The sequence below is a fragment of the Spectribacter acetivorans genome (assembly GCF_031846305.1).
Lineage (GTDB): Bacteria > Pseudomonadota > Gammaproteobacteria > Nevskiales > Salinisphaeraceae > Spectribacter > Spectribacter acetivorans.
Map to the genome: position 1 here is coordinate 1 of NZ_JAVRHY010000020.1, position 21,323 is coordinate 21,323.

The 21,323-nt window shown below is 65.3% G+C and carries 24 protein-coding genes; 3 read left to right on the plus strand and 21 right to left on the minus strand.

The window, feature by feature from the left end; genetic code table 11:
- From RM531_RS14770 to RM531_RS14845, 16 genes are all read right to left on the minus strand, one after another.
- The coding region (locus RM531_RS14770; RefSeq protein WP_311660366.1) for a PQQ-dependent dehydrogenase, methanol/ethanol family at positions 1–1,370 on the minus strand (1,370 nt) is incomplete at its 3' end.
- Positions 1,371–1,553: 183 nt separating this feature from the next.
- Positions 1,554–2,507 carry a vWA domain-containing protein gene (locus tag RM531_RS14775; RefSeq protein ID WP_311660368.1) on the minus strand — a complete coding sequence of 318 codons (954 nt, stop codon included), beginning with the start codon at positions 2,505–2,507 and terminating at the stop codon, positions 1,554–1,556.
- On the minus strand, positions 2,504–3,061 hold the full coding sequence (locus tag RM531_RS14780) for a hypothetical protein (protein ID WP_311660370.1): 558 nt from the start codon (positions 3,059–3,061) through the stop codon (positions 2,504–2,506). The genes RM531_RS14775 and RM531_RS14780 overlap by 4 nt, the downstream gene beginning before the upstream one ends.
- Positions 3,061–4,050: a VWA domain-containing protein gene (locus RM531_RS14785; protein ID WP_311660372.1), complete on the minus strand. Its 990-nt coding sequence runs from the start codon at positions 4,048–4,050 to the stop codon at positions 3,061–3,063. The genes RM531_RS14780 and RM531_RS14785 overlap by 1 nt, the downstream gene beginning before the upstream one ends.
- Positions 4,047–4,997 (minus strand): hypothetical protein, encoded by a 951-nt coding sequence (locus tag RM531_RS14790; RefSeq protein ID WP_311660373.1) that lies wholly within the window; start codon positions 4,995–4,997, stop codon positions 4,047–4,049. The genes RM531_RS14785 and RM531_RS14790 overlap by 4 nt, the downstream gene beginning before the upstream one ends.
- A complete protein-coding gene (locus tag RM531_RS14795) occupies positions 4,994–5,857 on the minus strand; it encodes a DUF58 domain-containing protein (RefSeq protein ID WP_311660374.1) in 864 nt (287 codons plus the stop codon). Before RM531_RS14795 ends, RM531_RS14790 begins: the two co-directional genes overlap by 4 nt.
- A gap of 29 nt (positions 5,858–5,886) precedes the next feature.
- Positions 5,887–6,927 carry an AAA family ATPase gene (locus tag RM531_RS14800; protein ID WP_311660375.1) on the minus strand — a complete coding sequence of 347 codons (1,041 nt, stop codon included), beginning with the start codon at positions 6,925–6,927 and terminating at the stop codon, positions 5,887–5,889.
- Positions 6,928–6,951: 24 nt separating this feature from the next.
- Complete coding sequence (locus RM531_RS14805; protein WP_311660377.1) at positions 6,952–7,362, minus strand: hypothetical protein; 411 nt, start codon at positions 7,360–7,362, stop codon at positions 6,952–6,954.
- 183 nt (positions 7,363–7,545) lie between these two features.
- Positions 7,546–7,794, minus strand: coding sequence for a GlsB/YeaQ/YmgE family stress response membrane protein (locus tag RM531_RS14810; protein ID WP_311660378.1), 249 nt, complete (start codon positions 7,792–7,794; stop codon positions 7,546–7,548).
- A gap of 96 nt (positions 7,795–7,890) precedes the next feature.
- The gene (locus RM531_RS14815) at positions 7,891–8,247 is read right to left on the minus strand and encodes a YkvA family protein (protein ID WP_311660380.1); all 357 of its coding nucleotides are present in this window, start codon (positions 8,245–8,247) and stop codon (positions 7,891–7,893) included.
- Between the two features lie 26 nt (positions 8,248–8,273).
- Positions 8,274–8,615, minus strand: a complete 342-nt coding sequence (locus RM531_RS14820) for a DMT family protein (protein WP_311660382.1) — start codon at positions 8,613–8,615, stop codon at positions 8,274–8,276.
- A 3-nt stretch (positions 8,616–8,618) separates the two neighbouring features.
- Positions 8,619–9,434, minus strand: a complete 816-nt coding sequence (gene mutM, locus RM531_RS14825) for a bifunctional DNA-formamidopyrimidine glycosylase/DNA-(apurinic or apyrimidinic site) lyase (protein ID WP_311660383.1) — start codon at positions 9,432–9,434, stop codon at positions 8,619–8,621.
- 53 nt (positions 9,435–9,487) lie between these two features.
- A complete protein-coding gene (locus tag RM531_RS14830) occupies positions 9,488–10,381 on the minus strand; it encodes a DUF4340 domain-containing protein (RefSeq protein ID WP_311660384.1) in 894 nt (297 codons plus the stop codon).
- Positions 10,382–10,387: 6 nt separating this feature from the next.
- Positions 10,388–11,716 (minus strand): GldG family protein, encoded by a 1,329-nt coding sequence (locus tag RM531_RS14835; protein ID WP_311660386.1) that lies wholly within the window; start codon positions 11,714–11,716, stop codon positions 10,388–10,390.
- Positions 11,717–11,882: 166 nt separating this feature from the next.
- Positions 11,883–12,653 carry an ABC transporter permease gene (locus RM531_RS14840; RefSeq protein ID WP_311660388.1) on the minus strand — a complete coding sequence of 257 codons (771 nt, stop codon included), beginning with the start codon at positions 12,651–12,653 and terminating at the stop codon, positions 11,883–11,885.
- A complete protein-coding gene (locus RM531_RS14845) occupies positions 12,653–13,603 on the minus strand; it encodes an ABC transporter ATP-binding protein (RefSeq protein ID WP_311660390.1) in 951 nt (316 codons plus the stop codon). The genes RM531_RS14840 and RM531_RS14845 overlap by 1 nt, the downstream gene beginning before the upstream one ends.
- 37 nt (positions 13,604–13,640) lie before the next feature.
- Here RM531_RS14845 and RM531_RS14850 point away from each other — a divergent pair, with 37 nt between their 5' ends.
- The 3 genes from RM531_RS14850 to RM531_RS14860 all read left to right on the plus strand — a co-directional run bounded on the left by RM531_RS14850 (position 13,641) and on the right by RM531_RS14860 (position 18,464).
- Positions 13,641–15,644, plus strand: a complete 2,004-nt coding sequence (locus RM531_RS14850; protein ID WP_311660391.1) for a hydantoinase/oxoprolinase family protein — start codon at positions 13,641–13,643, stop codon at positions 15,642–15,644.
- A 363-nt stretch (positions 15,645–16,007) separates the two neighbouring features.
- The gene (locus tag RM531_RS14855) at positions 16,008–17,279 is read left to right on the plus strand and encodes a porin (RefSeq protein ID WP_311660393.1); all 1,272 of its coding nucleotides are present in this window, start codon (positions 16,008–16,010) and stop codon (positions 17,277–17,279) included.
- A 138-nt stretch (positions 17,280–17,417) separates the two neighbouring features.
- Complete coding sequence (locus tag RM531_RS14860; protein WP_311660395.1) at positions 17,418–18,464, plus strand: SHOCT domain-containing protein; 1,047 nt, start codon at positions 17,418–17,420, stop codon at positions 18,462–18,464.
- A 10-nt stretch (positions 18,465–18,474) separates the two neighbouring features.
- On the opposite strand, the gene RM531_RS14865 is transcribed toward RM531_RS14860, so the two are convergent.
- The 5 genes from RM531_RS14865 to radC form a co-directional block, all read right to left on the minus strand.
- Positions 18,475–19,146, minus strand: a complete 672-nt coding sequence (locus RM531_RS14865) for an outer membrane beta-barrel protein (RefSeq protein ID WP_311660397.1) — start codon at positions 19,144–19,146, stop codon at positions 18,475–18,477.
- A 148-nt stretch (positions 19,147–19,294) separates the two neighbouring features.
- A complete protein-coding gene (rpmG, locus tag RM531_RS14870; protein WP_311652183.1) occupies positions 19,295–19,450 on the minus strand; it encodes a 50S ribosomal protein L33 in 156 nt (51 codons plus the stop codon).
- Complete coding sequence (rpmB, locus tag RM531_RS14875; protein WP_311652184.1) at positions 19,450–19,686, minus strand: 50S ribosomal protein L28; 237 nt, start codon at positions 19,684–19,686, stop codon at positions 19,450–19,452. The genes rpmG and rpmB overlap by 1 nt, the downstream gene beginning before the upstream one ends.
- Before the next feature lie 122 nt (positions 19,687–19,808).
- A complete protein-coding gene (locus RM531_RS14880) occupies positions 19,809–20,489 on the minus strand; it encodes a hypothetical protein (RefSeq protein WP_311660399.1) in 681 nt (226 codons plus the stop codon).
- Between the two features lie 117 nt (positions 20,490–20,606).
- Positions 20,607–21,281, minus strand: coding sequence for a RadC family protein (gene radC, locus RM531_RS14885; protein ID WP_311660401.1), 675 nt, complete (start codon positions 21,279–21,281; stop codon positions 20,607–20,609).
- Positions 21,282–21,323: the final 42 nt, after the last annotated feature.

The window sequence follows — 21,323 nt, forward strand, 5'->3', positions numbered from 1 at the left end:
GGCTGACCCGCGGTGTAGTCCACTGCGAACGGCTCGTAGTCCATGCACACGTGGTTGGTGGGCACGTAGAACAGACCGGTCTTGGGCGAGAACGCCGCCGGCTGCTGGTCCTTGGAACCAAGGGCCGCCGGGCAGATGTTCTTCACGTTGGTGTCTTCGCCCTGGACCTCGGTGCTGTACTTGTCCACCACCTGCGGACGACCGGTCTCCATGTCGACCTCGGTGGCCCAGTTGACGGCCGGATCGTACTTCTTGGCAACCAGCAGTTCACCGGTCATGCGGTCCTGCGTGTAGGCAAAGCCGTTGCGGTCGAAGTGCACCACCAGCTTGCGATCCTTGCCGTCGATCTTCTGGTCGACCAGGATCTTTTCGTTGACGCCGTCATAGTCCCACTCGTCATGGGGGGTCATCTGGTAGGCCCACTTGGCCATACCCGTGTCGGCGTCGCGCGCGAAGATGGTCATCGACCACTTGTTGTCGCCCGGACGCTGGTTCGGGTTCCAGGTGGAGGGGTTACCGGTACCGTAGTAGACCAGGTTGGCTTCCGGGTCATAGGTGAACCAGCCCCAGGTGGTGCCGCCACCGATCTTCCACTGGTCACCCTTCCAGGTCTTGAGGCTGGAATCCTTGCCCACCGGCTTGCCGGTCGCGGCGTCCATGGTCTTTTCCGGGTCCATCAGCATTTCGTCGTCCGGCCCGGTGCTGTAGGCACGCCATACCTGGCTGCCGTCCTCGACGCTGTAGGCGGTGGCGTAACCACGGACACCGAACTCACCGCCGGAGATGCCGGTGATGACCATGTCCTTGATGATCAGCGGGGCGTTGGTGTTGGTCTCACCCTTGTCGGGATCGCCGTTCACCTTCTCCCACTTCACTTCGCCCGACTTGGCGTCCAGTGCCACCAGCGTGGTGTCTGCCTGCTGGAGGAAGATGGTGCCGTTCGGGTGGTAGGCCAGACCGCGGTTGACGGTATCGCAGCACATGACCGGGATCACGTCGGGGTTCTGGCTGGGCTCGTACTTCCACTCGATCATCTTGGTGTCGAGATTGATCGCGAACACCTTGTTGGGGAAGGGCGTGTGGATGTACATCATGTTGCCCTTGACCAGCGGACCACCCTCGTGGCCACGCAGGACGCCGGTGGAGAATGTCCACACCGGCTGCAACTGATCGGCGTTGTCGGCGTTGATCTGATCCAGCTGGCTGTAGCGCTGACCACTATAGTCACCGCCCCACATGATCCAGTTGTTCGGATCATCGGCCATGCTGCTCAGCTTCTCGTTGGCGATCGCGCCTCCGGAAGCCACCAACGCCGCAGCGGTAAGCGCACCTGTGATCAGGTGCTTGGCTGTCGGTCTCCTGTCGCTCATTTCAATCTCCTCCGTGCATGAATGGGCTCAAGCCCGCTTGTTATTCCGCATTGCGGTTCCCGCCGATTGCCACCGTGCGGAATTCTCCTGACGCGCTTATACGCCCTATCTTTGACGCTTAAGCGTACTCACTGGGTATCATAGCCCCATATAAGCGTCAATGGGCATCACGCCTACTGTCAGTCAATTACGTACTGTCGCACCCGTCGGATTCAACCGTGGCGAGCGGCTTGCCGCCGGGTTTCCAGACGACGCTACAGGCCCCGCGCCGCGCCGCGCAAGCCGGTGCCGATGCGGTCGCAGGTAGCGCCAGACCAGGCACCCGAGCGCGAGCAGGGCAGCAACCCAGCCGATGCCGCGCGTGCTGGCCATCGCGCGGGAAAATGCGGGGTTGGCGCTGATTTCCGCCAGCTGCTCGGGCCGGTTGAGCCGCGCGTAGCCAAAGCCCGTATCGGCGGCCAGTGTTTCCAGATAGCCCGCCGCCAGGCGCGAGGTAAGCGGCTCGCCGCCCTGGGTGAAGAAACCGCGATTGTCCCCGTTCAGGCCGAACTTCGGTACCGGCGACGGCGAGGTCGCGCCGACGCCCACGAGCACGCCCCGGACGCGGTCGCGGCTGGCGGGCGGGTCGGGTCGGCGTTCCTCGTCGACAGCCGGCATCTCATCGCCGTCGGTCAGAAAGATCAGGGCCGGGGGGCGCGGCCAGTCGTGGATCTGCTCGATGGTGGCGAACAGGCCTCGGGCGATATTGCTCTGGGGCACCCAGGTCATACGCCAGTCGACGTGCTCGACCATGCTCGCCAGTTCGTCGCGGTGCCCGCAGACCTCGATCGGCCGGAAGGCGGTGGCCGTGTTCCACCCGGTAAACAGCCCCACGCCCACACGCGATCCGCAGGGTAGCTGGCTGATGGTGTCATCCACGGCCTGACGTGCGATTTCCAGCCGGCTCGCGGTCTGGCCGTCGTCGTCCAGGTAATCGCGCACCAGCATGCTCTGGCTGATATCGATCACGAACAGGTAGTCGTAGACCTGCCGCTCGCCCGGCAGTCCGGGATTGACCAGCGCGATTACCAGCGCTATCGCTGCGGCGCTCAGCCACAGCGTGGTGGCGCCGGGACGACCGGCCGGCCAGCGCCTCATGGCAGCCCGTCCGGCAATTCGTGCACGCTCACCCAGCCGGTGCCGCTGTCCCGGCGGTCGATGTTGGAGCCCACCTCGGACTGGCTGCCGATCCAGTCGCGGGTCTGCATCAGCCGTTCCACGTATTCGAGGTTGTACTTGGCGGCGTAATGGCCCGGCTGCAGGTAGAGCACCCGCTGATAATGCGAGCGCGCCTGCAGCACCAGCGGCACCATCTCGCTCAGGCGGGTCTCGTCCGCGGCGTTGGCCGCCAGCAGAAAGTACAGGTTGGCCAGGTTGTAGTGAGTGGCGATCAGCGCCTGATCCTGCAGCGTCGGAATCAGCTCGCGGTAGATTTCCGCCGCTTCGCGCGGTGCCCCGTTGCGGCGCTGGCGGTAGGCCAGGGCGAACCGGGCTGCCGGGGCATCGGATTGCGCCAGTGCTTCAGCGTTGCCATCGGCCACGAGGCGGTCGATGCGGGCCGACTGCCACCAGCCGAGGCCGGCCACCGAGACCCCGACGACGCCCAGGCCGATCAGCACCGACGCCAGTATCACTTGTTGTCGAAAACGCATCAGGCCCATCTCCGAAGGGTGGCGGCTCGAGCGGCCAGCAGCAGGCCCACCAGGACCAGCGCCGCGATGTAGCTGAATGGTGCGAGGGCCTGACGGGGCAGGGAGACCGGCGTACGAAGCGTCTCGCGCTCCAGTTGATCGATGTCGGCGATGGCACGACGCATGGCTTCCGGGTTGTCCGCCTGATAGGCCCGGTAGGGCACGCCCAGCCCGCGGAAGTAGTCGTGCAGTTTCTGTTCCGGCGATGACGCCTCGCCGCCGGGTTCGCCATCCATGGCCAGGGCTGGATGCCCGGCGGTACGCATGTAAACCCAGTAGAGCCGCAGATCGCGCTGGCGAAACCACTGGCGGATGGTGCCGGCGGCATCGGGCGGGATGGCGGCGGCGCCGTCGGACACGAGCAGGACCACGCGCGACCCCTGAGCCGCCTGCTCCTCGAACAGGTTGGCGGCCATGCCCAGCGCGCCGCCCACCGACGTCAGTGCCAGGCCGTCCTCGGCGGCGGCCTCCAGGCCTGCGCGAATCGCTGTGAGGTGGGTGGTCAGCGGCAGCGCGAAGATGGGCGAGGTGCTGAACTCGATCAGCCCGTAAAGGTTATCCGGTCGCCGATTCACGAAATCCAGCAGCAATTCGCTGGCGGCCTGAGCCTTGCCGACTTCCGAGGAGCCCTCGGCGGACCGCCCGGCGAAGGTGTCGTTCATGCTGCGGCTGCGGTCCAGCACGATGGCCACCTGGGCGCCCTGGCTGGTGACTATGGTCCGCCGGTCGTCCCGATACGGGCCCGCCAGCCCCACCAGAATGGCGGCGATGGCCAGGCAACCGGCCACCCGCAGCGCGACTTCGACCAGGCGCGACCACGGGTCGGGCGGCAGGCCGTGGATGCCGGGATGATTCAGCGCGGCCACGCCGGGTGCCAGCAGTGGCAGGAGCGCCAGCGGCAGGGCCAGCAGTACCCAGGGGCGGGTCAGGCCGAGATCGAACGGATTCATGTCCGGGTGTCGCGTTCGGCATCGCGTAATGCGACCGCCAGGGCCTCCAGATCGGCCCAGGGGTCATCGCGATCCGGCATCTGCTGATCGAAGAACAGCCGCCGGGAATCCGCGAAGAAGGCGTCGATGTCGTCGCGGCAGGCCGCGAAACGCGGGAATCGGCGGCAGAACGCGTCCACATCGGCCGCGAATACCGCCTGCCCGGCGGTATGGTCGAAGCCGCGGTGCACGTGTCGGAATGCCGCCGCCAGGGCGTCGGGCGCCGACGTGCGGCGTTGCGCGCGGACGGCGGCCAGGGCCTCGGCAAAATGCCGCGCATGGCGCGGTCGCCAGGGTTGGTACAGCCACAACAACCAGCCTAGCCCGCCGGCAAGTGGCAGCACCGAGAATGCCAGCAGGGCACCGTGCCCGCCGTCCCGGGCGGAAAACGGCTCGATGTCGGGTTGCATGGACACGATATTGTCGCCCTCGTCGGCGACGTTCTCGCTGAGCAGCGGCGACTGGGCGAATGACCAGGCCGGCATGCGGGCGGTAACGGCCGGCTGCTCGGGGCGCGTGAAGCGTACCTCGAAGCCGGGCACCGTCTTGGTGGTGACGCCCAGGGGCGTATCGAAAGTCTGATAGGTAAGCGTGATCTCGTACTGCTGGCCTTTGTCGGTCCGACGGGTGGCAACCTCGACCTCCTGGCGTTCCAGCCAGTCGTCGATACGCCGACGCAGCGGCAGGGAGGCGCGCTGCAGGGTGGTGCCGGGCGCCACCGTGACCCGGTAGGTCAGCACCAGCCGATCCCCCACCACCTGGCCGAACGGCCGGGGCGCCCGGGTGTCGATGGCCACGATGCCGGCGTCCTGTGACGGCGAATCGGCCCAGCCCAGCGGGGGCTCGTCCGCGCCGTGGGCAAGACCGGCGGTGAGCGTCAGCAGGATGGCCCAGACCCGCCGGATCATTGCGCGAAATACCGGTTGAGGCGGTCGCGGTCCACGGCATCCTCCAGAAAGAACGGGCGGCGTTGATGGCCGGTCAGCAGCCGCTCCAGCCACTGGCGGTGGTCGCGCGCGGCCTGTGCCGCCCGGCTTCGCAGCCCGGCGCGCATCCACAGGGTGCGGGCCCGGCCGGTTTCGGCATCGCGCATGCGTACCAGGCCGTTGCCGGCGCGGGCCAGGTCCTCGGCCGAGTCCCGCAGCACGATCGGCACCACCTCGTGTCGGGCCAGGTCTCCGAGCAGCCCGTTGAGCAGCTCGGCCGGCAGATGAAAATCCGACACCAGAAACACCAGCGCCCGATGCCGGCCGATCATGCCGGCGGCCCGGCGCAGGCCGGCAGCATCGGGTGCGGTTGGCGGCCGGTCGCGCAGGTGCGCAAGCTGGTCCTCGATCAGCGCCGCATTGCGGGTGGCGGGAATGAACGACGGCCGTTCGGTACGGGCGCCGCATATCGCCAGGCCGAACGGATCGCCGGTGCGGTAGGCCGACATCGCCAGCGATGCCAGAAAGTGATGCCGCAGTTCACGCTTGCTGGTGACGCCCTCGAAATCCATCGACGCGCTGTCGTCCACCAGCGCGTAAACGGGAATCGCGCTGTACTGGTTGAACAGATTGACGAACAGGCGACCGAAGGGGTCGGCAAGGCTGGCCCGCAGCGCCAGCCGGCGCGGGTCGGGGGCATCCAGCAACGGGGCCCGGGCGCGGAATTCGTGCCCGGCCCCGGCCATGGTGCTGGCATGGTGACCGGGTCGCGGGTACCGGCTGCGCCAGATCAGGCGATAGTCGAAGTCGGTGGGTGCCTGGGTGGGCGTACTGGCAGCCATGCGGGTCGGGTTATCGCCGCGATGCGCGCTCAGGGCGCGCTGACGCGGGCCAGGATGCCACGCATCAACGCCGGGGCAATGCGGGCCCGCCGCAGTTCGTAGACCGGTTGCAGGAATACGCGATGGGCCATGGTGGCGTGGAAGATCGTCTGGATATCCTCCGGCTGGACGTGGTCGCGATCCGCTAGCCAGGCGGCCACGCGGGCGGCCCGGATCAGCATGCCGGCGCCGCGCGGACTGGCGCCCACCTCGATCAGGTCTTCCATTTCCACGCCCTCGACTTCGACCCCGGCGGCCACCGGGTCGCGCGTGGCCTGCCACAGCGCCAGCGCGTAGCGTTCCAGCGCCGGGCCCGCCTGGACCTGGTCCTGGATGCCGGGCGCGGCCGCGTGGATATCCTCGACCGGCAATTGCGCCGGCTCGAGACTGCCCAGCAGCTCGTCGGTGTCGTGGAAGCGGGTATCGAACATCAGTTGACGGCGGATGTCGTCGTCGTCACTGATTTCCACCGGGATTTCCATCAGGAAGCGGTCACGCGCGGCGGAGGGGATTTCGAAGGTCTCCTCCTTTTCCACCCGGTTGCGATCGGCGAACACCTGCAGCCGCGGGAAGTGGTATTCGCGGTTGAACGCGGTGACGCTGCGTTCCGCCATCACCCGCAGCAGCAGCGAATGCACCTGCGGCCGGGCGCGGTTGACCTCGTTGAAAAAGAAGAACGACAGCGCCTCGCCGTGGCGGACCAGTGGGCCCGGGTCCACCTGGGGGCGGCCTTCAGCGTTGATGTAGGTGTAGTAGAGCAGGTCGTTGGGCATCAGATCGATGGTGCCCTCGAGCCGCTCGAATGCCCCGCCCGTGGCGCGGGCCAGCGCGCGCAGGAGTGTTGTCTTGCCGACACCCACATCGCCCTCCAGCAGGGCATGACCCCGCGCGAAAAGCGCGATCAGCAGCAGTCGCACGGCCTGCGGCTGCCCCAGGAACACCTCGTTGAGACGCGTTTCCAGGGTCAGCGCGCGGTCGCGCAGATCGCTCAGATCATGGCGGGTCACGCCGGTGTCGTCGGCGCCCGGCATCAGCGGCGGGTTCCGCGGGCGGCTTCAATCATCATCGTCACCACCCCCGCGGGTTTCCGGGATGAAGTCCTCGTTCTCGATGATGCAGCGGTCGGCAGCGCGGGTCATGACCTCGGCGAGCTGGCTTCGCGCGGACGTGGCGGCCGGTCCCTCACGGAGCACTTCCGGCCGCTCGCCGGCGGCGCTGCGGCCGCGGTTGAACGTATCCATGGCCACGAAGGCGTCATAGGACACCTGCTTGGCGATTTCGTCGATGGCGCACGAGCATTTGTACATCGTGGTGAGGTTGACGCCGCCCAGCGTGCCCATGCAGTCCAGGACGAACTCGACGCGATCCTTAGTGGGGTAGTCGTGTTTTTCGGGTTCGTGGGCGCCGGCCGTCATGACGAAGCTCATGGCGGCAACGAGCGCGAGAACCGGCTTGCCGATGCGCATGCGATCTCCTCCGTGTGGGCGTTCAGTGACGCCTTATTGATTTCATGTAATGCCCGGGGATACTGCACCCCGAGGCGGCGCTTTGGCAAAGCGCCTTCCGGAAGCCGCCCGGCCGCATGATTGGCCGGACGGCTCCGAAGTGGCTACGACCGGTCGGCGCCGACCGGATGCCGCCCGGTCGGGCTAGCGGTTGAGGGCGCGATACCCCGCAAGCAGGATCAGGGCGCCGATGATGGCAGTCACAATGCTGCCGAGGCTCAGTCCGCCGGTGGTGCCCAGGCCCACCAGCGATCCCACGAAGCCGCCCACGAAGGCGCCCGCGATGCCGATGAGCATGGTCACGATAATGCCGCCCGGATCCTTGCCGGGCATGATCCACTTCGCGAGTGCGCCTGCAATCAGGCCGAGAATGATCCAGGAAAGAATGCCCATGGTGTTCTCCTTCTGCGGTTTGTTGTGGCGAGACTCCCGTGTACCCCGTTCGTTTGACGACGACAAGTCAGCGGCACTGGTGCCGGCACCGTGCTGCTATTCACCGAACCACTGGGTCAGGCGTGCCCGCGCCTGCTGGCGGACGTCCTCGTCGATGTAGGCCGACAGCGTGCTGACCGCCAGGGCCAGCGCCGCCAGGTCGTCGGTATAGCCCACCGCAACCAGCCAGTCCGGCACCGAATCCAGCGGCATGATGAAGTAGGCCAGCGCGCCGTAGGCGGTGCGGCGAGCCCAGGCAGGCGTATCCGGCCGGCGCGCGGCGTAGTGCAGCTGCAGCGCCTTTTCCACCGCCTGGCGACCGGCGTCGCCGGCGTGGCGCGCCAGTTTCGACCACAGCGACGCCTCGCGGTACTGCGGGGCGGGGCCGGTCGGTTCGCGGGTGTCGTCAGTCACGCTTCGAGTGTGCCACAGCAATCGCGTCAGGCGCGGAAGATGAACCACACGGCGCCGCACAGGCACAACCCGGCCCACAGGTAGTTCAGGCTCGGCGGCTGCTTCATGTATAGAACGGCAAACGGCACGAACACGCTCAGCGTGATGACCTCCTGAAGAATCTTGAGCTGACCGAGCTGGAGCACGCTGAAACCGATGCGGTTGGCCGGCACCTGCAGCAGATACTCGAACAGGGCGATGCCCCAGCTGATCAGGGCGGCCACGATCCAGGGCTTGTGCGACAGATCCTTCAGGTGGGCGTACCAGGCGAACGTCATGAACACGTTCGAGGCCGTGAGCAGCAGGACGGTGGTGACGATGGCCGGCATGAGTCAGGTCTGGCAGCGCGGACAGAAGAAGGTACTACGCTGGCCGATAATGCGACGCCGGATCGGCGTGGCGTCGCGCGGACAGGGCCGACCCTCGCGGCCGTACACCGCCAGCGACAGCTGGAACCAGCCGGTGCCGCCGTCCACCCCGATGTAATCCCGCAGGGTGGTGCCGCCGGCGTCGATGGCGCGGGCCAGCGTTTGCTTGATGGCCTCGACCAGCCGCGCATAGCGGGCGGGGCCGATGCGCCCGGCCGGGCGGCTCGGGTGAATGCCGGCTTCGAACAATGCTTCGCTGGCGTAGATGTTGCCCACCCCGACCACGTTGGCCGCGTCCATGATGAAGGCCTTGACCGCGGCCCGCCGGCCGCGTGACCGGGCGTAGAGCCAGTCGCCGTTGAACGCATCCGACAGCGGCTCCGGGCCCAGTCCCGCAATCAGCGCGTGTTCGTCGGGAGGCTGGCGCAACCACAACGCACACCCGAAACGGCGCGGGTCATTCAGGCGCATGACCTGGCCGGAATCCAGGCGGATATCCAGATGGTCATGCAGACCGGCCGGGGTGTCGGCCGGCACCACCCGCAGGCGCCCGGACATGCCCAGATGCATGAGCAGGTGGCCGTCACCGGCGGCCAGCAGCAGGTACTTGGCCCGCCGGGTCAGGTTGTCGATACGGCGGCCGGGCAGGTCTCGTGACAGTTGCGGGGTCACCGGCCAGCGCAGGCGTGGCTCGCGCACCGTTACCTCGACAACACGCCGACCGACCACATGTGGTGCCAGCCCTCGGCGCGTGGTTTCCACCTCCGGCAATTCCGGCATCAGCGTTTCCCGCCGGATGGCAGCAGGACCGGGCCGGTAGTATTCATCCGGGGCTACTCCTCGGCCGGCGTCAGTTCGACATCCGGCTGGGTCTTGAGCGATGACGCGCCGGCATGGGTCAGTTCCAGCAGCGGCGCCGCCCGGTTCGCCCCGACCTGGAAGACCACACCGAGGTCATCCCGGCGGAGTTGCAGTTGTGGTTCCCGCGCGACCACACCGAACGTGAAACGGCCGTGATCCGCGGTCTCGATGACCACGGTTTCCGGCGCCGGCTCGTCGTCTGCCGGTCCGGCCCACATCGCCTGCGTGCGTTCCCACAGGTCCACGGTGCGTTCGGTGGCATCCGCGCTGATGGCGTCGGTCGCGGGCTCGAGGGTCCAGCCACCCTGGTCGTCGAGACTGAGTTGCCTTGCCGGCAGCGTCAGCCGGGTAATGCGGGCATCGGGCGGCAACAGGCGGCGGCTGATCAGGTCGCTGTAGTCCCCGTCCAGGGCCTGCATGTTGGGCTCGTTGATCAGGTGAATGTCCGGCCCGACCTGGGCGTACCGGAAGCCCTTGACTGCCTCGCTGCCGCCAAGCTGGATGACCGGCGTGCCGTTGAACTGCACGTCGGTGACAGGCTCGAGCAGTCCCAGCCTCGCAAGGTCGACCTGGCCCGCCGCCATGCGGCGTCTGGACGGGGTCGAAGCCAGCCGCAATATTTGATTCACCGTTGCCTGATCCGCGCGGGTTGTTACCGGTGCCTCGAGTCGCCACCCGCTATCGGTACGGGACAGTTCGATGGGTGGCTGGTCGGGCGTGGTGATGCGTATCTGCTCGATCGCCTCGCCACGCAGCGGCGTGAGCGTATCCGGTTTCGGTTCCACTGGCCGGTCGAGCCAGAGTAGGGCGCCCATGACCGCGGCACCGGCAATCAGACCAACATTGAGAAGGGTGCGTGCGCGCATGATCGGTCAGCCGCGCCGGCGCCACCACCACCGGCCCAGGCCAATGGCGAGCAGCAACAGGGGCAGGGCGAGCACGAAACCCAGCCAGATGAAGCGCGTTTCCCAGGGCGCCAGCGTCAGCGAGGCATCCGGGGCGGTCGGAATGTCGACGGCGATCTGCGAATCCCGGTGGGCCAGCCACTGGATCAGCGCCATCGCGAACGGCCGGTTGCCGAGCGTGCCCAGATTGGCATTGGTGGCGAAGTCGCTGTCCGCCAGGGCCGCCACCCGCTGCGTGCCGTTTGATTCGGGTCCGTCGGTCTTGCGTTCCAGCGCCATGCCGATGGTCACAGGTCCGGCGCGGTCGCCGTCCTCCTCGGAAAAGCTGACGTCCTCGCCGTCCAGGTCGCCGGTTTCCAGCCAGGAGCGGGCCGGTGTCCGGATCAGTGAGGCGGCCTGCCAGGTGGTGGTGTCCGTCGCGGTGACACCGCCCGCGAAGGGGAACAGCGTTAGGCCGTCGAGCCGTTCGGTGATGGGGTGACGGGGATAGTTCACCACCAGCGACAGGGCGGGATGGCCGGTGCCAAGGGCCTGATAATCGGGATAGATCACGGTCCCCGATTGCCACTGGAGCCCCAGCGCTTCCGCCAGCGCCGGCATGGGGTCGGGCGTGCTCGGGTCGGTGAGCCACAGCAGGTTGCCGCCGTTGTCCAGGTAGTCGCGAATCATCCCGACTTCGCCGGGCAGTGGCGATTGCTGGAGGCTGGCGATGACCAGTACCGACGTGTTGTCGGGGATCGCCGGAGACTCGCCCAGATTCAGCGGCCGGGTCTTGAGCCCCTGCCGGCCCAGCGCCGCGCTGAACTGGCTGTAGCCGCCGGGCTCCTCGTTCTGCGAGTCGCGTTCGCCGTGTCCGGTGAGAAACACCACCCACTGGTCGCGCCCGGCGGCTAGCCGCTGGAGGGCGCTGGTGACGGTCTGTTCGGTGAGGTCGTCGAGCGTCACGTCGCGCTCGTCGTAGTTGACTCGCACCTCGCCGTCGCTGCGCACGCCCAGCTCGCGCATTTGCTGGGGCGCCTCGGCCGGGTCCACGAAGGTCAGGGACACGCTGTCATCGGCGCGCCGGTAGCGGTCGAGCTGATCCCGGATGGACTGGCGGGTGGGGCCGGGATACGCGTAAGCGGTGAACCGGACCTCGCCCGGCATCGTGTCGAGAATCCGCATCGACGCCGGCGTGAGGGAATTGCGGTTGGCGTGGGTCCAGTCCGCGTGCAGGGTGTAGCGGCCGCTGACGAACACCAGCAGTGCCGCCACGGCAATCATGAGCAGGATGGTCAGGACATGCTGGAGGCGCATGGCTAGTGTCCTGTCCCGTAAGTTTCTCGTATAAATATGCGCGAGCAATCGGCGTGTCTGGCAAGGCGCGAAAGCGAGTCGTAGCTTGCACTACGGCGAGTTTTCGCAACGCCGCCAGACGCGGCGAGGGCCGCGCATATTGCGAGGTTACTTGCGGGACAGGACACTAGTGCCGCTCCATGTCCAGCCGCTGGATGGTCAGGGCCAAGAACAGCCCGCAGAAGATCAGGTAGTAGGCGACATCCGCGGTATTGAAGATGCCGTAGAGCAGGTTGTCGTAGTGCCCGATCAGCGACAGCTGGCGAGCGAAATCTCCCAGCGGCAGGGTCATGCCCAGAATGGCGGGTTGCCAGTCGAAGAACGACACCGCGTGCAGCAGCCAGATGCCCAGCAGCAGGCCGAAACTGGCCACCGCCGCCACCGTGGGTTCGCGGGTCAGCGACGAGATGAATAGCCCCGCGGCGGCAAACGCCGCCATCATCAGCCACAGCCCGAATAGACCGGCGGCCAGCATGCCCAGGTCGAGCTGCGTGCCCAGGCTCAGTGACAGCGGCATCAGCGCGGTCAGGGCGAGCATGAGGGTCAGGAATGCCTGGATGCCCGCGAACTTGCCCAGCACCAGGCCGGTGAGGGTGACGGGCGAAGCCAGCAGCAGATCCAGCGTACCGGCCTTACGCTCCTCGGCAAACAGGCGCATGGTCAGCAGGGGAATGACCAGCAGCAGAATGATGGTGGCGAACCGGAACAACCCGCCGCCGACGACCTCGGTGACGCCGTTGTAGTCACCCAGACGCTGCGGGTTGAGCATCAGGTCGGCCAGGCTCATGGCGAACAGCAGCCCCAGCAGCAACTGCACCACCGCCAGCATGGTCCAGGCCAGGGGCGAGACGAACAGCCGCGCCAGTTCCTGGCGGGCGATGAGCCAGATCCAGATCATCAGGCCGCCTGCCGGGGTGCCGCGCGGTCGGCGCTGGTCAGTTCGGTAAAGATGTCTTCCAGGGTGCGTCGCGGCTGACTCAACTCGAACAACCCCCAGTCATCCCGCGCCGCCTGACGGGCCAGGGCCTCGCGCGGGTCGGCGCCGGGCGCGCAGGTCAGTTGCCAGAGGCCGTCTTCCGTGACCTGGACTCGCTCGACACCGGGCACGGCGGCGATGATGTCGCTGCCCGGCGGTCGGCGCAGGCCCAGACGCAACGTTCGCCCATGGTCGTCGCCGTCGATCTCGTGCATCGGCCGGTCGAACACGAGCTGCCCGCCATGGATGATGGCGACCCGTGCGCAGGTCGCCTGGATCTCCGGGAGAATATGGCTGGACAGGATCACGCTGTGGGATTCGCCCAGCCGGCGGATCAGGGCGCGGATTTCGCGTATCTGGTTGGGGTCGAGCCCGGCCGTGGGCTCGTCGAGAATCACCACGTCGGGCTGATGCAGGATGGCCTGGGCGATTCCCACCCGCTGCTGGTAGCCCTTGGAGCAGTGCGCGATCAGGCGATTACCCATGTCGCTCAGGCCGCAGTCGGTCATGGCCGAGGCCACCGCCTCGGCCTGTTCCCCGCGCGGAATGCGGTGCAGGCGGGCGCAGAAGGCCAGATATTCGCGCACGGTCTGTTCCGGATATAACGGCGGGCGTTCGGGTAGATAGCCCAGGTGATGCTTGGCCCGGCTGGGGGCTCTGGCCATGTCGTGGCCGCGGATAATAACGCGGCCCTCGGACGGGGCCAGACAGCCGGCCAGCATGCGCAGGGTGGTGGACTTGCCGGCGCCGTTGGGGCCCAGCAATCCCAGAATCTCGCCGTTGCGCAACTGCAGGTCGAGCCCGGAAACCGCCTGGATCAAACCGTAGCGACGCGTCAGGCCTTGCGCATCGACAAGCACGTCGTTATTCATGGCCTGATTCATTCCCCTTTTTCGATATACCCGCCTGATGACCACTCGCGGCGCGCCCGGTTCCTGCAATCCTCTTCTGGTCGGTGTCGACACCGGCGGTACCTTCACCGATTTCGTCGCATTCGACGGCGAGCATCTGCGCGTGGCCAAGATCGCCTCCACGCCGTCGGCGCCCGAACGCGCGGTCACCGACGGGCTCGGCCGGCTGGCGATCGTCGAGACCAACCTGGTTCACGGTTCCACTGTCGCCACCAACGCGCTGCTGGAAGGGCATCACGCGGTGACCGCCTACGTCACCAATGAGGGCCTGACCGATGTGCTGACCATCGGGCGTCAGGCACGTCAGGAATTGTACGCGCTGGAACCAGCGCCTCGAAAGATACCCGTGGCATCCGAATTGTGCCTGGCGGTGGATCAGCGCAGCGATGCCTATGGTCGCGAGGTGACGCCGCTGGGCGAAGCCAGTCTGGCGGCGCTCCGCCAGCGCCTGGCCGAACTGGAGCCCGAGGCGGTGGCGATCAATCTGCTGTACTCGTTCTTCGACGACCGCGCCGAGCGGCGTCTGGCCGAAGCACTGGCACCGGACTATTTCGTGAGCCGATCCAGCGCCGTGCTGGCGGAATACAAGGAGTACGAGCGCGGGATCACCACCTGGATCAATGCCAGTCTCGGGCCGCGTGTCGGGCGTTATCTGGATCGGCTGCGGTCGGCAGTGGGCGAGTTTTCGGTGATGCACAGTGCGGCCGGGACGATGTCCGTTGCACGGGCGCGCGAACGGGCGGTCGACATGCTTTTGTCAGGGCCGGCCGCCGGTCTGGTCGGCGCCCGTTTTGTCGGACGGCTTGCCGACCGCGAGCGGCTGCTGACGTTCGACATGGGCGGCACCAGTACCGATGTGGCGCTGATCGACGGCGACATCCCGCTAACCAGCAACGGCGAGATCGGCGGTTTCCCGGTGGCTGTACCGATGGTCGACATGCACACGCTGGGCGCGGGCGGCGGCTCGCTGGCCCGGGTGGACGCGGGCGGCCTGCTGGCGGTGGGGCCATCGTCCGCGGGCGCGGATCCGGGACCGGCCTGCTACGGGCGCGGTGGCACCGAAGCGACCGTCACCGATGCCAATATGGTGCTGGGTCGCCTGCCGGCCTCGACCCGGCTGGGCGGTGAGGCCGCCCTGGATCTGGCGGCGGCACAGAAGGCGATTGATTCGGTGGCGCAGCAACTGGGCACCGATCGAATGGCTGCAGCCGAAGGTGTCCTTGCCGTGGTCAACGAGGCCATGGCCGGCGGGCTGCGGGTGATGTCGGTTCAGCGCGGCGAGGACCCGCGCGAACGCACGCTGCTGTGTTTCGGCGGGGCCGGCGGTCTGCATGTCTGTGCGCTGGCCGACACGCTGGGTATGACCCGGGCCATGGTGCCGGTGCACGCCGGCGTGCTGTCGGCGCTAGGCATGCTGGTGGCGCGGCGGTCGCGCGAAATGTCACGCAGCGTGCTGGAAGCGGCGTCGACGCTGTCAGACTCGCAGATCGATGCCTGGCTGGAAAATCTGCGCACGCAGGGCGAGGCGGAACTGCGCGCCGAAGGTGTCGAAGCCTCGGCAATCACGGCCAGCGCGTCGCTGGATATGCGCTATCAGGGCCAGAGCGCGGCGCTCAACATCAGCTGGTGGGACATGGCGCAGGCGCAGACGGATTTTCATGCTGCGCACGAGCGGCAGAATGGTCATCGTCTGGATGAGCCGGTGGAGATCGTCACCGTCCGGATGAGTCTGGCGGGGCCCGAACTGGCCCTGGCCTTGCCGCAGCGCGCCGAGTCGTCCGAGTCGGTCGATGCGGAGGAGCGTGTCGCGGTCCATGGGTGTGAGGACCGGGTGCCGGTCTACGCACGGGACACGCTGCCGGCCGGATGGCGGACCGACGGACCCGCGATAGTCCGCGACGCGGTGGCAACCATCTGGCTGGCGCCGGGCTGGGCCTGCGAAACGGACGCCTACGGCAATCTGCTGCTGACATCGTTACGCAATCAATCGACCGTAGGGTGAGCGCGGGCCTTGAGTTGTGCACCTCATCGGGGCGGCGGTCGCTGGTCTTTTGGTTCGTTCATCAGCGGCATCCTTTTGCCGCCAATATGTTGCGGTGCATTACTCTAGTGGCTTGACAGCTGCGCCATAACTGTTCATAAAACGTGACAGGGTCCGTCGCAAACGAGACATGATGACCTTGGGGCACGGGTTGATGAGCGAGAGTACGGGGATTTTCCTGTGGCGCAGTCAATGGCACACGGCTTGCTACTTCGCGGTGCAGGCCGGGCCCGTGGTTCGCGATGCGGACTCTAACGACTCTGGAACTGGCGGTTCCGGTTCCTGGGGACCCGGATTGGTATTCCACTTGGAGGGGAATCAACGATGCGTTTAAACAAACTCGCGGTTCATGCGGCGGGCGCAGCCTTTGCGTTCGGCGCCGTGCCTGCAGCGCAGGCAGTCGATATGAAAGCCGGTGACTGGACTTTTTCCGTCAACGGTAACGTTAATGCTCATTACGTAAATATCGGATGTGACGATGGTGGCGCGCAGGTCGACGGTGGTGTTGCCTGTATGCAGAATGTGGATTCTGGAGAAGACCAGTTTTCCAACATCCGGACCGGGCTTTTGCCGGCGGCAATTGTCTTCACCGTAGCGACGCAACAGAACGGCTGGGATGTTTCCGGTACGTTCGGTTTTTATCCTGGCATCGTCAGCAATGATGGTGGTTCGCCGAACCTGCAACAGGGAACCGGCGGTAGTGCGGCCCTGGCGCCTGGCGCGGCTAATGTGGGCTTGGCGACTACCGGAATCGACGCTCGTCAAGTTTTCATGAAATTTGGTAACGCCAATTTCGGTGAGGTGAAGATGGGGCGTGATTTCGGCCTGTTCGGCTTCGATGCCATCATCAACGACATGACCATTCCGGGCGTCGGCGCCAGCCCGAATGCGGTCGGTGCGCCGGCCAACACGTCGCTGGGTTCCATCGGTCTAGGTTACATCTACACCGATACCCTTTCTCAGATTAACTACACCACCCCGGATTTCGGTGGCTTCACTGCAACCGCCGGTATCTTCCAGACCATCGATTCTCTGACAGCAGCTACTTCGCTTAACGTTGCTGAGTCTGCCCCGGGATTCCATGGCCAGTTGCGATACGGCTGGAGCAGCGGCTTCGTGTCCGTCAACGGCATGTCTATGGATGTAGACTGCACAGCCGATGCCGTTGCGAACGATGGCGTCTGTGTCGAGGAAGATGCGACCGGTTTCGATGTGAACTACAAGCAGGCTTTCGGTCCGCTGGAATTGCTACTGTCGTACTACACCACCGAGGGCCTCGGCGCCACGGCGCTGCTGGTGAACGGTTTTGACGCGGCGGGTGCCGCACGTGATTCTGATGGTGGTCTGGCCCAGTTGACCTTCACCGCCGGTGCCACTAAGTACGGCATCAACTACGGCGAATCCAACCTTGATGCGAATGCTGGTGATGCCGGTACGCTGCTCGACAAGAACAGCAAGATTACCGCTGGCGTTTACCACAGCTTGACGCCGAACCTGACCCTGCTTGCTGAGTATTCCGATGTGGAATCCGAGGCGCAGAATGGCGGAACTATCGAGTCCGACAACTTTAATGTGGGCGCGTTCTTCGCCTTCTGATGTTGATCTGACGCGGTTGCGTTAAAAGTGAAGGCCGGGCTTCCATTGGTTGCCCGGCCTTTTCTTTTGGTGTCCGGTGGGTTTGCGGTAGGCTCAAGCCCGTTGTTCTTCGGCAGGTCTTTTCTGGGAGTGAGGTTGATGGCGGTCGATATCCGGAAACTGGGAATTCACCTGACCCTCGGGGTTGCTGCATTGATGGCGGGATGCAGTGGTTTCCCATTGCCTGATGCAGGCGGTTCGACGCCCGGCAAGATGCCGCCGGATTACGTGAACGTCGAGCGGACCGACAATATCCTCATCCAGTTGATTCCGACCGGTCTGGGTGCCCAGCCGGTCAATGATCACCCGGCGGCTTTCGATCCTGAACAAGTGCAGGCACTGCTGCTGTCCATGCGCATTCGTTCGGCGGATGAAGGGGTGGTGACGCTTGCTTCGCCAACACGCCTTGGGGCCGTCGCCGAGGGGCTTGCGGAGGCGCTGGCGCGAGCCCAGCCGAACCAGGATGTGTTCCTCATGTTCTTTCGGAGCAGGGATGGACGGTTCGGATTCTCGGGCGAACGTCTGGCGACGACAGCTAGGGTCTTCTTTAAGGAGGATCAGCTCAATCTGGTTTTCGATGAACTGGATAATATCTACAGTTCCTTCCGGGACCCGCAGACCAACCCCCTCAAGCCCGGGTCACGAATTGAGGTCGGTGACGTCGATGGGGAAAGACTGGTCGAGCGAGATACCTGGCAATGGCGTGGGGATCGACGCGACTGGGTGCAGCTGTATGCCACGGGACAGGCAATCAATTCTGCGCGCGAGAATATGCCGGCGACCACATCGCTTGGCGCCGACCGCAGTGCGCAGTCCCTAAAGTATGGGCCGGCATCAGCAGAAGGCGCGCCGTCTGGTGAGGCTGCTGATGAGGCGACCTCACCGTCATCAACAGCGGAGACCGGGACGATGCCGGCAGCGCCGGCCGCGAGCCCGGCGGGCGAGGTCGGCGATGCCCCAAGTACCTCACCGTCACTTGCCGCCGGAAGTGATGGCGGCACAGCTGAATCGACAGATCCCGGTGACAACGCCTGGCAGCGCATCGAAACCCGGCTTCAGTCGCTGAAGAAATTACGCGATCAGGGTTTGATCAGCGAGCAGGACTACGAAGACAAGAAGGACGAGCTGCTCGAGGATCTCCCGTGATGATTCTCGGCTATTCGGCAGCGGTGAAGTAGTAGCGAACGCCTAACCGGAATTCCTTCTCGAAATCCAGGTCGGTTTCCCGCGCGGCCAGTTCCAGATCCAGCGCGGTGACCTGATAGGCGGCGGTCAGCGCGATCTGCGGGGTGATGTGGAACAGTCCGCGCAGGGCATAGCGAAATCCCGACAGCGTGGCGGTCGAGTCGTCCAGCTCGTCGTAGTCCACGTAGCCGACGGACGGGTTGATCTCGAGCGTCGGCACCGGGTGCCAGCGCAGCCCGCCGGATACACCCAGGCCATCGCCGCTGGCGCCGTCGGTATCGATATCCTCGTAACTGGCCAGGGCGTAAGCGCCCAGCGCCAGGTCGTAGTCGACGACCAGCGAGAGATACTGCCCGAGATCGTGGTTCACGCCAGCGCCTAGCTGTATGAATCGCGCGTCGCTGCTGCGCTCGCCCTCGATATCGTCATAGCGGGCCTGGACGAAAAGCCCCGGCAACAGGCTGATGGCGCCCTCGGCGGCAAAGCCGTCGTACTCCTCGGTGAAGCCGCTGTTCAGACCGCTGCGATCGATATCGCCGGCTGCGATCCAATCGGCCTGCAGATAGGTGTAGTCGGAGGCTGAGGCTGTCGCGCCCACGCCGGCCAGGAGTAGCAGTGCCGTGGCCCGGATTCCATTGATCATCGTATTCGCCTGACGGTGTTGGATAATCCGACACGCTAGGCGACAAATGTTGCGGGAGATTGACAGCGGATTCGCGGCTGTCACAAGCGAAAACGCCGGTGCGGGGCACCGGCGTTTCATGAGCCATGTTCAGTTAGTCAGGCGAGATCTACTTGATCTTGCCTTCCTTGAAGATCACGTGTTTGCGCACGACCGGATCGTACTTCTTCATCTCGATCTTGTCGGGCGTGTTCCGCTTGTTCTTGTACGTGGTGTAGAAGAACCCGGTGTCGGCGGTGGAAACAAGCTTCACTTTTTCGCGCATCAGACTCTCTCCCCACGCTTGCGGACGTCGGCGAGGATGGTGTCGATGCCCTGCCGGTCGATAATGCGCATGCCCTTGGCGGATACGCGCAGCCGCACGTAGCGCTTTTCGGATTCCACCCAGAACCGGTGCCAGTGCAGATTCGGTTCGAATCGGCGCCGGGTCTTGTTGTTGGCATGGGAAACGTTGTTACCGGTTACCGGGCGTTTGCCGGTGACCTGACAGACTCGCGACATGGGAAGCCTCGACGACGCTGTTTGAACGAGTATTACGAAGCCGCGCTTTATACCAGCTACCGGCGGCTTTGGCAACGGCAAGAACCTGCCCGGCCGCGCGGCCGGGCAGGTATTTACGCCGTTTACTTGGTGAGGTAGATGCGGCCGCCGAGGCGGATTTCGTTTTCGAGGTCCAGATCGATACTACCGGTGGAGTCTTCTGCTTCCAGCTTCGTCATCCGGTAGCCGGCGGTCAGGGCAAACACATCGTTAACGTTGAAAACGCCGTCTACGCCAAAACGGAGTCCGTCAAGATCAGCGTCGGAGTCATCGATTTCACCATAGTCGAGATGGCTGATATACGGGTTGATTTCTAGCTGGGGCGAGGCCTGCCAGCGCAACCCGCCTGTAATGCCATAGCCATCGGCTTCAAAATCGGCACCTAACAAACGGCCGTCGACGCTTTCGTAGGTTACGACGCCGTACAGATCAAGCGGATTGGCGTTGTTACCGATTGCCGTACGAAGGCCCAATCCGCCAGAGAGAAATTCAAACTCCGAATCACCGTCGTCCACTTCGATATCGTCGTATGCGCTCTCGATAAACAAGTTCGGTGTGATGTCGATCGAGCCCTTGAAGCCGAATCCGTCGTAGTCTTCTTCGCCTCTGACACCTATTGGCGTATTGTTGAAGTTCCCCTCGAGTTCGCCCTCGCCGGTGGCAATAAAGTCACCTTCGATATAGGTGTAGTCCGACTGTGCGGCCAGTACTGTCAGCGGGCTCGCCAGCAGGGCGGTAGTAAGAAGCGTCACGGATGTTTTCATGCGAACTCCAGAAAAGAGTGTATTCCCTCGCACCATTTTGGCGCGTGCACCGGTTTGTACCATAGTGGATTGCTGCGGCGCAAAAACTGTTTCAGCCGCGGCTAGGGGCGACGTGCGTCAGAGCCAGCCGCGTTCCGCGAACGACACGGCCTCACCGGCGCCGATCACGAAATGATCCAGCGTCCGGATGTCCACCAGGGCCAGGGCATCACTGAGCCGGCGGGTCAGACTGCGGTCGGCCTCGGACGGTTCGGCAATGCCGGACGGGTGGTTATGGGCGAAGATGGCCGCCGCGGCGTTGTGGCGCAGAGCGGCCTTGACCACTTCCCGCGGATACACGGCAGCGCCGTCGATGGTGCCCCGAAACAACTCCTCATACGCCAGGACGCGATGGCGCGTGTCCAGAAACAGGGCCGCAAAGACCTCGTGCGGCTGGCGGGCCAGCCGGGCGGTCAGGTAGTCGCGGGTGGCAGCGGGGTCGGTCAGGGGTTCCGACCGGTCCAGACGCTCGGCCAGGTACCGCCGCGCCATTTCTACCACCGCCTGCAGCTGCACGAACTTGGCGGTTCCCAGGCCATGGCCGGCGCAGAATTCGCGCTCGTCCGCAGCCAGCAGTGGGGCCAGGCCGCCGTAGTCATCGAGCAATTCACGGGCGAGCGACACCGCGCTCATGCCGCTCACACCCGTACGCAGGAAGATCGCCAGCAGTTCGGCATCGGTCAGGGCGCCGGCGCCCCGGTCGAGCAGTTTTTCACGGGGCCGTTCGTCGACGGGCCAGTCGGTGATGGGCATGGCGCGGCTCCGAAAATCCCGGTTACGGTGCCAATCCGGGCC